The sequence below is a fragment of the Methylobacterium sp. WL9 genome (assembly GCF_008040035.1).
Lineage (GTDB): Bacteria > Pseudomonadota > Alphaproteobacteria > Rhizobiales > Beijerinckiaceae > Methylobacterium > Methylobacterium thuringiense.
This window is the reverse complement of record NZ_VRVE01000008.1, coordinates 70,139-84,134: the sequence shown is the minus strand read 5'-3', so window position 1 is coordinate 84,134 and position 13,996 is coordinate 70,139. Positions and strand designations below refer to the sequence as shown.

The following is a 13,996-nucleotide window of genomic DNA, read 5'->3' as shown; positions in this document are numbered from 1 at the left end:
AGCAATCCTCGGCTCAACGCACGGAGGCGATGCCGTCCGACGTGGTCGAGGTGCTGACGTTCTGGCGCAGGTCCGCTTCGCCGAGGGTCTTCAGCTCGATGCGCAGAAGCACGGTCTGGTTGCGCTCGCGTACGCCGATGGCCGTGGCGATGGGTGAGTTGATGTAGTTCAGCGAGACCGTGGTGCATTCGTCCTGATAGCCGCCGCCGAGGGTCATGCCGGTCAGGTAGAAGCGGCCGGGGTTCTCGTAGACCGGCACCGCGCCGACGGGGTTGGCGATGTAGGAGGTCAAGGCGTCGGAGAAGAGGTCGCGGTTGTCGAGATAGCGGGTCATGTCGAACAGCGCGGATCCCGACACGAACCAGTTCGGCGTGATGTGATAGGTCGCCGATGCGGTCAGGCCCTCGCGGCGATGGCTGAAGCCGAGTGCCGGCTGAGCCGTGTAGTAGGAATAGAAGACCGAGGTATCGAGCGGCAGGAACGGTGCGAAGCGGGCCGTGACGCCGGCCTCGAAGCGGTTCAGGCCGAGGTCGCCCTGGCCGAGCCGGGTGCGGGCGATGAAGCTGATGTTCTGGTTCGGCGAGAGCTGGGCGCGGCCGACGAAGTCGGAGCGCTGGTTCTCGAGACCCGAATCGAGGCCGACATTGGCGATGTCGCCGCGGCGGAACGAGTTCACGCCTGCGATCTGTACGGATTCACCGGCCATCAGGTTGGCGTACCAGCCCGACGGCGTGACCACGGAATACTGACCGCCGAGGTTGGCACGCACGCCGCCCTCGACCCTGTCGTAGCCCGAGAACTTGTCCCATTCGAACAGCGAGGTGTCGTCGAAGACGAGGCTCTGCGCATCCTCGTTCGGCAGGCGCCCGATCCGCGTCTCGCTCGGCCGCGCGATCACCTGGACGATCGGCTCGATCGTGTGGACGCCGAGCGCTCCGAATTCGGAGATGAAGGGATAGCGCCAGTCGATGCCGATCGCCGGCATCACCCGTCCGGCGACCTCGTCGTTGATCGACGTGATGTTGCTGGCCAGCGCGTTCTGGTAGCCGGACAGGCTCGGGCTGTTGAAGAACGTGTCGGCGCGCAGATACGCGAACGGCGTCCACACCATGCCGTTGTCGTCGATGAAGGTGCGGCGCCAGGAGGCCTGCGCGGACAGGCGCGTGTTCGTGCCGCCGAGCCCGCGGATCAGGCAGGTGTCGCGCGTGAAGGTCGTGCAGGTCTCGTAGAGCGGGTAGCTCAGCCCGTTGACGCTCGGCGACAGCAGGTAGGCGCCGGTGCGCGGGATGCCCTGGAAGTCGGTGGTCTCTCTGGTCAGGCTGGTGACGTTCGCCTCGAAGCGCACTTCGCCGCCGAGGGCGCCGGGACCGTCGATGCGCTTGTCGTAGTCGATGACGGGCGCGACGATCGGCTGCTCTTTCTGCCAGTCGAAGCTCGACAGGGACTTGAAGTAGTAGCCCCGCGCCTCGAACCACGAGCGGTCCCCCTGACCGATCAGGTAGGCCGTCGAGACCGCCTCGCGGAAGAAGTCCGTGGAGACGCTCTGGTTGCGGATTCGGTAATTGTCGAGGAACCACTTGTCGGTCACGCCGACGAGGTCCCAGCCCGTGCGCCAGCGGTCGTTGATGTAGAAGCGGCCCTTCGACTCGATGGAGCCGCGGAAGTCACGGTCGGCCGCACCGAGCGGGCCGGGCAGGAAGGCGCTCGGCGTCGACTGGAAGATGCCCGACAGCCGGACGTTGAAGGTGCCGTTGTCGAGGCGCTGGCGATACTCGCCCTGGCCGAGCACGCCCTGCCGGCTGACGAAGGTCGGCGTCAGCGTGAGGTCGTAGCTCGGGTCGAGGTTGATGAAGAACGGCGTGCCGACGCCGGTGCCGAGCGCCGTCGAGGTGATGAAGCGCGGCGTCAGGAAGCCGGTCTTGCGCTTCACGGTCGGGTCGGCGGACTCGAAATACGGCAGGTAGGCCACCGGGATGCCGCCGAGCTCGAGCGTCGAGTCCTCGTAGTAGATCGTGTGCGTCTCGCTGTTCTGGATGATCTTGGCGGCTTTGATCTGCCAGAGCGGCGGCTTCTCCGGGTGGTCCTTACAGGGCTCGCAAGCCGTGTAGGTCGCGTAGTCGAAGCTCGTCTGCTCACCGCTGATCCGCTCGGCGCGCGGCGCCGCGATCCGGGTCCGGATGGGCTGGCCCTTCTGCTCGATCGTGGTCTGGATGCGCAGGCTGTCGATGAAGCCGCTCTTGAAGTCGTCCGTGAGCTCCATGCGCTCGCCGGTGACGACCGAGCCGGTGTCGTCGGTCAGGCGAACGTTGCCCTCGGCGAAGACCCGGCTGGTGCCGCGGTCGTAGCGCACGCGGTCGGCCTGGAGCGTGCGGACACCATAGTGCAGCTCCGCGTTGCCGCGGGCGACGACGGTGTTCTTGTCGTTGTCGTAAATGAGCTCGTCCGCCTCCACGAGGAGACGTTCGTTGCCCTTGGGCTTCGCTGCCGAAGAGAGCTTCGACTCGATTCCACTCTGGGCGCGCGCCTGCGGCGCCCCGGCGGTGATCCCGACCGAGAGCAGAAGCAGGGCCAGGCCGGCCTGGACCGTGATGTCGGTGACCTTACGCAACGGGTCTCCAAAACCTTTTCCCGGGTCGCCTCATCGCCTCTTTCCGGAGGACGGGTCTTAGCCGTCTTCCTGGTAGAGAAGCGTGAGCGTACCGAGCAAACTCCCTACCACGGCCGGGAACCACGCCGCCACTGGCGCGGCGATCAAACCCGAGGCTCCCAACCCCTCCATCACCTGTCGCACGACGTACAGGAGGAAGCCCGCGGCCACCCCGCCGAGGACGAGTTTTCCAACCCCACCAAAGCGGAAGAACCTTAAGGAAACCGTTGCCGCAACTAGCACCATGGCCAGAAACAGGAGCGGCCGGGCGGTCAGCACATCGTATTGCAGACGGTACCGCGTGGCGTCCAAACCAGCCCGTTCGGTGCGTGCGATGGTTTCCTGCAGTTGCCAGAAGGGCACAGATTCCGGGGGGGTGAAGCGCTGCCGGACCTGCCCCGGGTCGAGATTCGAGGCGATCAGGTAGGTGTCGAAGCTCTCGGGCGGCTCGTCCTTCACGTGAATCCGGGTGTCCTGCAGCTCCCAGTAGCCATCGTGCAGAATCGCTCGCGCCGCGACGATCTGGGATTGGAAGTCGCCGGAATGGCTGAAGGTGAAGACGGTGACGCCGGCCAGCGTCGTCGTGCCCTCGATCGCCGTCTCGGCCCGGATGATGGCCTCGCCGTCCAGCCCGCGCTGGCGCAGCCAGAGGTCCTTGCCCGATCCCGCCTTGGTCGACTTGGCGAAGATCTTCGCCTCGATCTCGGTGGAGCGCTGCTTCATCATCGCTGAGAGCGGATTGTAGATCCCGATCGAGACGGCACCGATGCCGAGTGCCACGAACAGGCCCGGCTGCAGGAACTGCCAGGCGGAGATCCCGGCGGCGCGCGCCACCACGAGTTCGAGCTTGCGCGAGAGCTGCAGCAGCGAGGCCATCGAGCCGAACAGGATGGCGAAGGGCAGCACGCCCTCGGCCACCGCCGGAGTGCGGTAGAGCGAGAGCTGCGCCATCAGCCCGGGGGAGGCGCCCTCGGTATCGCCGGCGCGTCGCAGCAGCTCGACGAAGTCGAGAGTGTAGACCAGCGCGAACACGGTGACGAACACACCGAGGATCGTGCGCAGGAAGCGCATCGCGAAGTAGCGTCCGAGGGTCGGTCCGATCAGCACGGTCGCATCAGCCCGTCCCGAGGCGCTGCCGGCGCAGGAGACCGGCGAGCCGGGCCTTCACGAACCGGCCGAGGCCTGCATTGAAGCCCCGCACCTGCGCACCGTAGAAGATCAGCAGGCTGGACAGGCCGATGGCGATCAGCGGCACGGCGTAGATCGCCACCACGGCCCCCTGGCTGCGCACCGCCGCGCTCGACGCCGCGAAGCCCGCGATCCGCAGCGCGACGACGCCGACCACCGCACCGGCCACGGCAAGCCCACGGCCCTGACGCGTGGTGCGCGGATCACCGAGTGCGGCGAAGGCGATGAAGGCGAGCGCCATCGGGTAGAGCCAGGCCGATAGCCGGTCGTGCAGCTCGGCCCGGAAGCGGCCCTTCTGGAGCTTGAAATAGCCCTCGTTGCGGTCGGGGAAGAGCAGCTGCGTCGTTGAGCGCTCGCGCGGCTTGTAGATCGTGTCGCTGTCCGGCGGCGTGAAGGCGGCGAGGTCGACCGCATAGCGCTCGAAGGTCACGATCGAGGAATCGCGCGAATCCTTCTGCTGGCGGTGGACGCTGCCCTTCTCCAGGGTGAGGTAGGTCGCGCCATCGTAGTCCGTCACCACGCCCTTCTCGGCGAGATACACCACCGTCTTTCCGGCTTCGCGCTTGTCCTGGATGAACAGGCCGTTGAGCGAGCCGTCCCGCCCACGCTCGCGGAAATGGAAGGTGATGCCGCTGTCAAGCTGGGTGAACTGGCCCTCCTTGACGACGTTGGCGACGAAATCGCCGCGCACGCGGGTGAGCACGTCGCGCAATTCCTGGAAGGAGGACGGCATCACCTGGATGGTGAGGAAGGCCACCATCAGGCTGATCGCCAGCGCCAGGGTGAAGAACGGCTTGAGGATGCGGCGCGGCGCCATGCCGGCGGCCGACATCACGATGAGCTCGGAATCGCCGTTCAGCTTGTTCAGGGCGTAGATCACGGCGATGAACAGGGCTACCGGGGCGATCACCGTGATCAGCGTCGGCAGCGACAATCCGGTGATGAACAGGAAGACGAGGAGCGTCTGGCCTTTGGCCGTGACGAGGTCGAGCTCGCGCAACGCCTGCGTCACCCAGATCGTGCCGGTCAGCCCGATCAGGCAGGCGAGGAACGCCCCCAGCGCGATCCTGAATATGTAACGCTCGATCTGCGTCATCGCCCGTCGCGCCCAGCCGCTCCCGTCATGGGTATCCCGCGTGCCGAGCCGACCCGGAACCCTCGGCTCAGACACCCCGAGTTGGGCCGTTTCACGGCGCCTGTCCATCGCGTTGCGTTCTGCGCCTCAGAGGGTACACAGGGCCGTGGGCGCCGCCCCGAGATCGGGCGCAGGACGTCGCGGTCGTATGACGCCGCGGTTGCAAGAGGGTTGGAAAGCTTCAGCATGGCGGATGGTATCGGAATCGACTTTCAGCCGCTGTCCTCGACGGGCACCGGCGATCTCGTCGTGTTCGTCGGGGACGACCTCGCGCTCTCGTCGGCCGCATCCGAGGCCATCGGCAAGGCGGGCGCTGACCTCGTGGCGCGGGCCGCCGCCAGCGAACGCTTCAAGGGCAAATCGCAGAGCGCCCTGACGCTACCGGCGCCCGCGGGCGTCGAGGCCGACCGCCTCGTCGTCATCGGGCTCGGCTCCGAGAAGGACCGCGCCAAGATCGACTACGTCACGCTCGGCGGCTTCACCGCCGGCAAGGTTTCAGGCCGCACCGCCCGCGTCGCCATCGACTGGCCGGGCAGCGAGGCCTCGGCCCAGGACATCGCCGACTTCACCCTCGGCGCACGCCTGCGCAGCTACAGCTTCGACCGCTACAAGACTAAGAAGAAGCCCGAGGCAGAGGACGACCGCACCACGCAGCTCACCGTGCTCAGCGCCGATCCGGCCGCCGCCGAGAAAGCCGCCGAGGGCGCGCGTTCGGTCGCCGAGGGCGTGATCCTCGCCCGCAACCTCATCAACGAGCCGCCGAACGTCCTCTTCCCGGAGGAGTACGCCCGCCGGGCCTCCGAGCTGACCAAGCTCGGCGTCGAGGTCGAGATCCTCGACGTGGCGAAGATGCGCGAGCTCGGCATGGGCGCGCTGCTGGCCGTGGCGCAAGGTTCGGGCCGCGAGCCGCGCATCGCCGTGATGCGCTGGAACGGCGCCGACGATAAGTCGGAGCCGCCGCTGGCGCTGGTCGGCAAGGGCGTGGTGTTCGATTCCGGCGGCGTGTCGATCAAGTCGGCCGGCGGCATGGAGGACATGAAGGGCGACATGGGCGGCTCGGCCGCCGTCGTCGGCACCATGCACGCGCTCGCCTCGCGCGGCGCCAAGGCCAACGTCATCGGCGCCATCGGCATCGTCGAGAACATGCCCGACGGCAATTCCTACCGCCCTTCCGACATCGTCACCTCGATGTCGGGCCAGACCATCGAGATCATCAACACCGACGCCGAAGGCCGCCTCGTGCTGGCCGACGTGATCTATCACGTGAACCAGGCCTACAAGCCGAAGGCGATCATTGACCTCGCCACGCTCACCGGCGCGATCATCGTGGCGCTCGGCCAGGAGATCGCCGGGCTGTTCTCGAACGACGACGACCTCGCCACCGCAATCACGGCAGCCGGCGAGACAGCCGGCGAGAAGGTGTGGCGGATGCCGCTGATCCCGGCCTTCGATAAGGCGATCGACTCGAAGTTCGCCGACATGAAGAACACCGGCGGACGCCATGGCGGCGCAGCCACCGCGGCGGCCTTCATCAAGCGCTATGTCGGCGAGACGCCGTGGGCGCATCTCGACATCGCCGGCGTCGGCATGAGTTCGACCGCCAGCGAGATCAACCGCAGCTGGGGTGCCGGCTGGGGCGTGCGTTTGCTCGACCGGCTCGTGCGCGACAAATACGAGGCGTGAGCACCTCGGCGATCCTCGTCGCGGCGGCGCCCCTCGCCGCCGCACTCGCCGCGCTGATCGCCGCCTTCATCACCGGATTCGATCAGAGCACCCATGTTCCGGCCGAGGTCGGGACCCGCTTCTACGGGTTCTTCCTCGACCACTACCCGCTCTTCGCCTTCGCCATCGTCTACGCGCTGGTGCGGGTGGTCGCCGTTGCGATCGCACCGGGTCCGTCGGCAACCCTGCGCCGTGCCGTCGGCGCCCTGGTCGGCCTCGGCCTCGTGCTGGCCTTGAGCCTGCACCCGACCTTCGGCGGGCTTGTCCTGCGCGGCGGCTTCATGACCGGAGGCATGGCCTTCCTGAATCAGGTGCCGATGACGGCGGCCTACGGGCTCGGCGCGGCGGTTGCAGCCTCCGCGCTCGGGTCCGCCATGGGTCTCGGCGTGGTCATCGCCGGGCAGCCCGCGCGCGAACGGTCATCCCGGATGCGCCGTTTCGGGCGAAGCCTCGGTAGCCTGTTTTTTCGGTTTCTCGCGCTCTGGTACGCGCTCGCCGTGCTCGGCTTCGCGCGCACCATCGGGCTCGGCCCCTGGCCGCGCCGACCGCTCGACACTGCCGACACGGTGCTCGTCGCGGCCTGCCTCGTCGTCGCCTTCCTGCCCCATGTGCTGATCTCCGCCCTGCGAGCGGACCGGTCCGCAACGGCCGCGGGTTGATCGGCCCCGGTCGATCCCGCTAAGCCAAGTAGCCGTACGAGCCGCAGCAGAAGGCTCGACGCAGGGAGAACACCATGGCCGATCCAGTGGCCGGCGATCGCAGCGGTGCGCGCCCATGGCTGGCCGCCTATCCGCCCGGCGTACCAGCCGAGATCGACGTCGACCGCCTCGGCACCCTCGTCGATCTGATCGAGCACGGCATCGTCGCCTATGCGGACCGTCCGGCCCTAATCAGCTTCGGCAAGAGCGTCAGCTATCGCGAACTCGGTGCGGCCTCGGACTGCGTCTCCGCCTGGCTCGGCGCGCAGGGCATGGCGAAGGGCGACCGCGTGGCGCTGATGATGCCGAACGTCGCCGCCTATCCGGCGGCCCTCCTCGGCGTGCTCACGGCAGGATGCACGGCCGTCAACGTCAACCCGCTCTACACGCCGCGCGAACTGATCGGGCAACTCGAGGATTCTGGCGCGCGTATCCTGTTCGTGCTCGAGAATTTCGCCCACACCGTCGCCGAGGCACTGCCGAAACTGCCGAAGCTGGAGCGGGTGGTACTGGTCGGGCCGGGCGATTGCCTCGGCCTCAAGGGCAAGGTCATCGACATCGCCTCGCGCTACATCAAGCGCGCCGTGCCGCCCTTCCAGCTTCCGCCGCAGATCGTGATGCGCTTCGACACCGTCCTGCGCGCCGGCCGCAAGCTGCCGCGCCACCGGGTGCCGGTGGAGCCCGGCGATCTCGCTTTCCTGCAATATACGGGTGGCACGACGGGGATCGCCAAGGCGGCGATGCTGACCCATCGCAACATCGTCGCCAACGTCGCGCAGTGCCGGACTTGGTTTGAGATCTCGGGCGAGGACGGGCAGGAGCGCGTGATGGTCACTGCACTGCCACTTTACCATATCTTCGCGCTGACGGCCTGTTTCTTCTTCTTCCTCGACATCGGCGGGTGCTGTCTGCTGATCGCGAACCCGCGCGACGTCGATGGCTTCGTGAAGACGCTTGCCTCCAGCCGGTTCACCCATCTCTCAGGGGTGAACACGCTCTACAACCTGCTCGTGAACCACCCGAAACTGAACACGGTCGATTTTTCGACGGGCGGCGGCTACCACATCGCTGGCGGCATGGCGGTGCAGGCGGCCGTCGCCGCCAAGTGGAAGGCCGCGACCGGGCGCGTCCTGATCGAGGGCTACGGCCTTTCGGAGACCTCGCCCGTCGCCACGATCAATCGGGTCGACCTCGACGAATGGTCGGGGACGATCGGCTACCCTGTCTCATCCACCGACATCACGATCCGGAACGTCGACGGCGCGGACGTGCCTTATGGCGAGCCCGGCGAACTCTGCGTGCGCGGGCCGCAAGTGATGGCGGGCTACTGGAACCGGCCCGAGGAAACCCAGGCCGCCATGACTGAGGACGGCTTCTTCCGCACCGGCGACATCGCGACGATGGCCGAGAGCGGAGCGATCCGCATCGTCGACCGGATGAAAGACATGATCCTCGTCTCGGGCTTCAACGTCTATCCGAACGAGGTCGAGGACGTGCTCGCCAAGCACCCGTCGGTGCTCGAATGCGCGGTGGTCGGCGGACGCTGCGATGACGGCGAGGTCGTCGTGGCCCATGTGGTGACGAGAGGTGAGGGCATCGCGCCGGAAGCGCTGAAGGCCCATGCCCGCTCGGAACTCACCGGCTACAAGGTGCCCCGCCGCATCGTGTTCCACGAGAGCCTGCCGAAGACGAACGTCGGCAAGGTGCTACGGCGGGCACTGCGGGATCTGGATTCCTGAGGGGCCGCGGCGGTAGTCTGCCCGTCGAAGCGCCCCCTTTCCGGGACGCCTGGAGCGCATTGGGAGGGTGAGCCGGGGAAGGGGCCCGTCGGCAGGTCGCAGGGCTTATTGCGGACAGCCGTTCGACCGTTCGTAGCTCTTCAATTCCGCTACCGTCTGACGTTGGCGAGCCGAGAGTGGCACGTCCTCCACGGCGTCGTAGGAACAGCCGGCATTGCCGAAGGCGCGGATGCCGCGGGGCGTGCGGAAGCAGTAGCCAGACTGCTTGTAGATCAGATTGCGCTGGTACCAGGCTTCCTCGCAGCCATCCGCCCGAGCCGAAGCGGCCGCCAAGCCCGACATCAGAACCGCGGACCCAACGGCAAGCACGAACGAGAATCGCATCGAAGGTCTCCCAAAAGCGCGATCAAACGATCACGCGGAGGCCGGCCTGTCGATGATCCGGCGTCTCAATATGCCCAGCGCTGCGCCTTGGTGACGAGGAAATCGCGAAATGCTTGGACGCGGGCGACGGAGCGCATCTCCTCGGCATAGACGAGATAGCTTTCCATGCTCGGCATCTCGCTCTCGCGTAGGATCTGGACCAGGCTCTGGTTCCCGTCGATGGCGTAGTCCGGCAGGATGCCGATGCCGGCACCCGCTCGCATGGCCTCGTGCAGAGCCGCGACGTTGTTGACGGTGAAGCTGATCGGCCGCCGCTCGCGGCCGTCGCGCCCGATGCTCGCGAGGTAGTGCGTCGCGAGCAGGTAGGACGGTTCGTTGCCGCCGAACGAGATCAGCCGGTGCTCATCGAGGTCGTCGAGGGATTTCGGCTCGCCGAAGCGCTTGATGTAATCCTCGCTGGCGAAGGCGTGGTAATGCACCGTGAACAGGCGGCGCTGGATCAGGTCCGGTTGGGCGGGCCGCCGCATCCGGATCGCGATATCGGCCTCGCGCATGGCGAGATCGAGCTCCTCGTTGGTCAGGATCAGCTCGATGCGGACTTCCGGATAGAGGTCGAGAAATTCCGAGACCCGCTGGGCCAGCCACGAGGTGCCGAGCCCGACCGTCGTGGTGACGCGGAGATCGCCCGATGGACGTTCGCTGGTCTCGACGAGGCGGGCCTGGGTGTTTTCCAGGCGCAGCTTCATGTCGCGCGCGGCGCGGAACAGCAGGTCGCCCTGCTCGGTGAGGATCAGGCCGCGGGCGTGGCGATGGAACAGCGGAGCTTTCAGCTCCCGCTCCAGCGCACTGATCTGGCGGCTCACCGCCGACTGGCTCAGACCGATGTCGTCGCCGGCCCGCGTGAAGCTCCCGGCCTCCGCGACGTTGAGGAATATCCGGATCTTGTCCCAGTCCACGGCCGTGCCTCCCGTACGCATACCGGGGTGTGCCCACCCGGCTCGTTGGCCGGGCGAATTTTCACCCCAGGCGTCTTCCGCCTAGCCCTCGATCCCTCGCGACCGGAGCACAACCGAATGGATCGATCGCACCGTCGCCAGACGGAATCCCGCGCTACCGGTTTCTACCGACATCGCACAGGTTAAGCTGACAGGCTTGCGAATTGGTTGCGAAAGGCCGCGTGTCAACATCTTAACAATCGATGACCTGCAACCAGGGATTATTCGGCTGCGGCCTGGGTTGGATTCTCCCCGACTTCGAGGGCCGCGAGATACTTTTCGGCCTCCAGCGCGGCCATGCAGCCCATGCCCGCCGCGGTGACCGCCTGACGATAGACGTCGTCCGTCACGTCGCCCGCCGCGAAGACGCCGGGGATCTCGGTCGCGGTCGATCCGGACTTCACGTTGAGGTAGCCGCCGTGGCGCATCGGCAGCTGTCCCTCGAAAATCCTGGTCGCCGGCTGATGGCCGATGGCGACGAAGATGCCCTCGGTGACATGCTCGCGGATCGCACCCGTGCGGGCGTCCTTCAGGCGCAGATGCGTGACGGAGGGCGCAGGCTCGGTCTTGCCGCAGATCTCTTCGACGGCGTGATGCCAGATCACCTCGACGTTCGGATGCTTGAACAGGCGCTCCTGCAGGATGCGCTCGGCCCGGAACTCGCCGCGGCGGTGCACGACGGTGACCTTGCTTGCGACGTTGGCGAGATACAGCGCCTCCTCGACTGCGGTGTTGCCGCCGCCGACCACCGTGACCTCCTTGCCCCGGAAGAAGAAGCCGTCGCAGGTCGCGCAAGCGGAGACGCCGAAGCCCTGGAACTTCGCCTCCGACGGGATGCCGAGCCATTTCGCCTGGGCGCCGGTTGAGATGATTAGCGCGTCGCAGGAATAGGTCTCGCCGGAATCGGCCACCAGGCGGAACGGCCGCGTCTTCAGGTCGACCTCGGTGATGTATTCCGAGACGACCTTGGTTCCGACATGCTCGGCCTGGAGGCGCATCTGCTCCATCAGCCAGGGGCCCTGGATCACGTCGGCGAAGCCCGGATAGTTTTCGACATCCGTCGTGATCATGAGCTGCCCGCCGGGCTGGAAGCCCGAGATCAGCAGCGGCTCGACCAGCGCGCGCGCCGCATAGATCGCAGCCGTGTAGCCGGCCGGACCTGAGCCGATGATCACGAGCTTCGCGTGCGTATGGGCCATCTCATCCGTCTCCTTGTCCGCTCGCCCGGGCCTTCAGGCCGGTCAGACGCGGGGTGTCGTCTCTAGTTCGGGTTCGGCGCGGCCGCGATTCGCTTGCCGTGTTCGACGAAAGCCCTGGCCATCGCCTGAGCGATCTCGGGCGTCGCGTCGATGGGCGCGTATTGCAGGCCCTCCAGGCGGCCGACGAAGGGCTTGAGCGCGCCCGCCATGGCGAGCCCGGCGAACATCCGTCTGTGCCTGATGTAGGTCTTCGGCAGGTCGAACAGAAGAAGTGGGACGCCGGTGCTCGCCGCCTCGCCGACCATGTTCGCGGAATCCGACGTGACGACGACCTGATCGGCGATGGCCAGCATGCCGACATAGGGGTTGTCGCCGCCGCCGTCCCAGAAGAAGCCGCCCTTGTCGGCGACCAGCCTCTCGAGGGCTTTGCGGAGCGCTTCCGGTGTACGCCGCGAGACGGTGAGCATGAGCGAGGAGCCGCCATCGGCGATGGTGGCGAGATGGCCTACCAGCCGCTTCATGTCGGCGGGGCGATAGCTCAGGTGCCGGCTGTCGCCGCCGATCAGGACCGCGATCCGGGGCCACGGCAGGACCGAGAGGCGCGGATCGGGGGACGCTCGGGCCGCCTGTAGCCGGGCCTGCGAGACCTGATGCGGGGCGGTCAGGGTGGTGAAGACGTTCGGTCCGCGCAGGTCGTCGTAATCCGGCACCCAGATGAAGTCCGCCGAATCGTGGCCGGTTCGAGGGTCCTTGAGGAAGGCCGTGAAACTGCGGTTGCGCGAGGCCTGCCGCAGGGCGCGCAGGTAGGGCACGGCGCGGCGGCCGGATGAGATCACGATCTCCGGCAGCGGCCCGGCCAGCGCGCCGCCCTGCCGACCCGGCGCATCGCGCGGATCGATTGGTCCCCAGGGGGCGGTCCAGCCGAACGGCCGGGAGGTGATGCGCCTGAGCTCGTAGGGCAGGCTCAGGCATTCGGCGATGCCGATGCACTGGTTCTCGTCGCCGGCCTTGCCGTCCGTGACGATCCAGGTCGGCACGCGCGACAGATCGGGCAACGGGGGCTCACCGTCGGCTTCGGCAGTCCACAGGCTCACCGGATACGCCCTCGAACCCTTTGGCCGGTCATGCGAAATCCGGTCGATTGCTCCGCAATGCGGATTTCGGCTTCGCTCATGCGCCGCGCGGGCCGCACGATGCGGTTTCCGAAAGTAGCATCCGAGGACCGTATCACTCGACCGGCAGCATGCGTACGAGCCACTGGGCGTATTGCTCGGCGATGGCGGCGATGCGGCGGCGCTCGGAGGCCGGATCGTACCAGGCCCCGCCGGAGCTCGACGGCAGCACGGACAATTGCGGATGCCGGGCCAGGACCTGACCGTCCGCGCCGACGAGCAGCGCCTCGCCGTCGAGATAATCGTTCGATCCGCCGCCGCCGAGGCCGCCACGGCCGCCGTCCCCCTGGCCGCCCGCATACGCGTTCAGCGATAGGCTGCGCACGACGACCACGAGGCTCGGGCCGCGGCCGCCGATGCGGTCGGCGAAGGTCTGCCTGAGCGAGGCCGTCAGGTCCGCACGCAGCGCCTCCGCCTGCGCTCCGCCGCCGAGGGCCAGCATCGGCCGGACGTCGACCCGCACGGATGCGATCCGGCCGAAGCCCGGCACGGCCTGCAAGACGGCCGCCTGAGCGAACGTCAGGCAGAGGATCGCCACCCCGGCGATCCGGCCGGCCATCCGCATCACGGCAGAGCCCCGTCCCATTTCAGGCGCCGTACTTGACCGCAACGACTTCGTAGGATTTTCCGCCGCTCGGTGTGGTGACCTCGACGGTATCCCCCGCGCCTTTGCCGATCAGCGCGCGCGCGATGGGCGACGTGATCGAGACGCGGCCGGCATGGACGTCCGCCTCCGGCTCGCCGACGATCTGGTAGGTCTTCTCTTCCTCGGTGTCGTCGTCGATGAGCTTCACCGTGGCGCCGAACTTGATCTTGTCGCCCGACAGCTTCGAGACGTCGATGATCTCCGCGCGGGCGATCATGCTCTCCAGTTCGAGCACGCGGCCCTCGTTGTGCGACTGCGCCTCCTTGGCAGCATGATACTCGGCGTTCTCAGAGAGATCGCCATGCGCTCGCGCCTCGGAGATCGCCGCGACGATGCGCGGGCGCTCCACCTGCTGGCGATGCTTCAGCTCCTCTTCCATGGCCGCGAAGCCACGCACCGTGATCGGAACCTTGTCTATCGCCATCGTTTCACGCCGCAATTGAAGAGGCCCGGCCGGGAGCGGCTGCTCCC

At 67.3% G+C, this 13,996-nt stretch carries 12 protein-coding genes; 3 read left to right on the top strand and 9 right to left on the bottom strand.

Annotated elements, in window-relative coordinates; translation table 11 throughout:
- Positions 1-13: 13 nt before the first annotated feature.
- The 3 genes from FV217_RS05515 to lptF are packed head-to-tail and all read right to left on the bottom strand — an operon-like array spanning position 14 to position 4,931.
- Positions 14-2,608: an LPS-assembly protein LptD gene (locus FV217_RS05515; RefSeq protein ID WP_147815089.1), complete on the bottom strand. Its 2,595-nt coding sequence runs from the start codon at positions 2,606-2,608 to the stop codon at positions 14-16.
- A 57-nt stretch (positions 2,609-2,665) separates the two neighbouring features.
- Complete coding sequence (lptG, locus tag FV217_RS05510; RefSeq protein ID WP_147815087.1) at positions 2,666-3,754, bottom strand: LPS export ABC transporter permease LptG; 1,089 nt, start codon at positions 3,752-3,754, stop codon at positions 2,666-2,668.
- 7 nt (positions 3,755-3,761) lie between these two features.
- Complete coding sequence (gene lptF / locus FV217_RS05505; protein WP_147815085.1) at positions 3,762-4,931, bottom strand: LPS export ABC transporter permease LptF; 1,170 nt, start codon at positions 4,929-4,931, stop codon at positions 3,762-3,764.
- Positions 4,932-5,156: 225 nt separating this feature from the next.
- On the opposite strand from lptF, the gene FV217_RS05500 reads away from it, so the two are divergent.
- From FV217_RS05500 to FV217_RS05490, 3 genes are all read left to right on the top strand, one after another.
- Positions 5,157-6,653, top strand: coding sequence for a leucyl aminopeptidase (locus FV217_RS05500; RefSeq protein WP_147815083.1), 1,497 nt, complete (start codon positions 5,157-5,159; stop codon positions 6,651-6,653).
- A complete protein-coding gene (locus tag FV217_RS05495) occupies positions 6,650-7,351 on the top strand; it encodes a hypothetical protein (RefSeq protein ID WP_238230646.1) in 702 nt (233 codons plus the stop codon). The genes FV217_RS05500 and FV217_RS05495 overlap by 4 nt, the downstream gene beginning before the upstream one ends.
- Positions 7,352-7,425: 74 nt before the next feature.
- On the top strand, positions 7,426-9,129 hold the full coding sequence (locus FV217_RS05490; RefSeq protein ID WP_238230644.1) for an AMP-binding protein: 1,704 nt from the start codon (positions 7,426-7,428) through the stop codon (positions 9,127-9,129).
- A gap of 105 nt (positions 9,130-9,234) precedes the next feature.
- Here the strand turns inward: FV217_RS05490 and FV217_RS05485 are convergent, their stop codons facing one another.
- From FV217_RS05485 to greA, 6 genes are all read right to left on the bottom strand, one after another.
- Positions 9,235-9,513, bottom strand: coding sequence for a YARHG domain-containing protein (locus FV217_RS05485; protein WP_147815081.1), 279 nt, complete (start codon positions 9,511-9,513; stop codon positions 9,235-9,237).
- Positions 9,514-9,578: 65 nt separating this feature from the next.
- Positions 9,579-10,469: a LysR family transcriptional regulator gene (locus FV217_RS05480; RefSeq protein ID WP_147815079.1), complete on the bottom strand. Its 891-nt coding sequence runs from the start codon at positions 10,467-10,469 to the stop codon at positions 9,579-9,581.
- Positions 10,470-10,729: 260 nt separating this feature from the next.
- Positions 10,730-11,707, bottom strand: a complete 978-nt coding sequence (trxB, locus tag FV217_RS05475) for a thioredoxin-disulfide reductase (RefSeq protein WP_147815077.1) — start codon at positions 11,705-11,707, stop codon at positions 10,730-10,732.
- Positions 11,708-11,769: 62 nt separating this feature from the next.
- Positions 11,770-12,795 (bottom strand): mitochondrial fission ELM1 family protein, encoded by a 1,026-nt coding sequence (locus FV217_RS05470; RefSeq protein ID WP_187272444.1) that lies wholly within the window; start codon positions 12,793-12,795, stop codon positions 11,770-11,772.
- 139 nt (positions 12,796-12,934) lie between these two features.
- A complete protein-coding gene (locus FV217_RS05465) occupies positions 12,935-13,465 on the bottom strand; it encodes a hypothetical protein (RefSeq protein WP_246682719.1) in 531 nt (176 codons plus the stop codon).
- A gap of 1 nt (position 13,466) precedes the next feature.
- On the bottom strand, positions 13,467-13,943 hold the full coding sequence (greA, locus tag FV217_RS05460) for a transcription elongation factor GreA (protein ID WP_187272443.1): 477 nt from the start codon (positions 13,941-13,943) through the stop codon (positions 13,467-13,469).
- Positions 13,944-13,996 lie beyond the last annotated feature (53 nt).

Excerpts from the sequence above, each read along its gene's own strand:
- FV217_RS05485 (WP_147815081.1), bottom strand. The coding sequence starts at position 9,513 with ATGCGATTCTCGTTCGTGCTTGCCGTTGGGTCCGCGGTTCTGATGTCG.
- lptF (WP_147815085.1), bottom strand. The coding sequence starts at position 4,931 with ATGACGCAGATCGAGCGTTACATATTCAGGATCGCGCTGGGGGCGTTC.
- trxB (WP_147815077.1), bottom strand. The coding sequence starts at position 11,707 with ATGGCCCATACGCACGCGAAGCTCGTGATCATCGGCTCAGGTCCGGCC.
- FV217_RS05465 (WP_246682719.1), bottom strand. The coding sequence starts at position 13,465 with ATGGGACGGGGCTCTGCCGTGATGCGGATGGCCGGCCGGATCGCCGGG.
- FV217_RS05500 (WP_147815083.1), top strand. The coding sequence starts at position 5,157 with ATGGCGGATGGTATCGGAATCGACTTTCAGCCGCTGTCCTCGACGGGC.
- FV217_RS05490 (WP_238230644.1), top strand. The coding sequence starts at position 7,426 with ATGGCCGATCCAGTGGCCGGCGATCGCAGCGGTGCGCGCCCATGGCTG.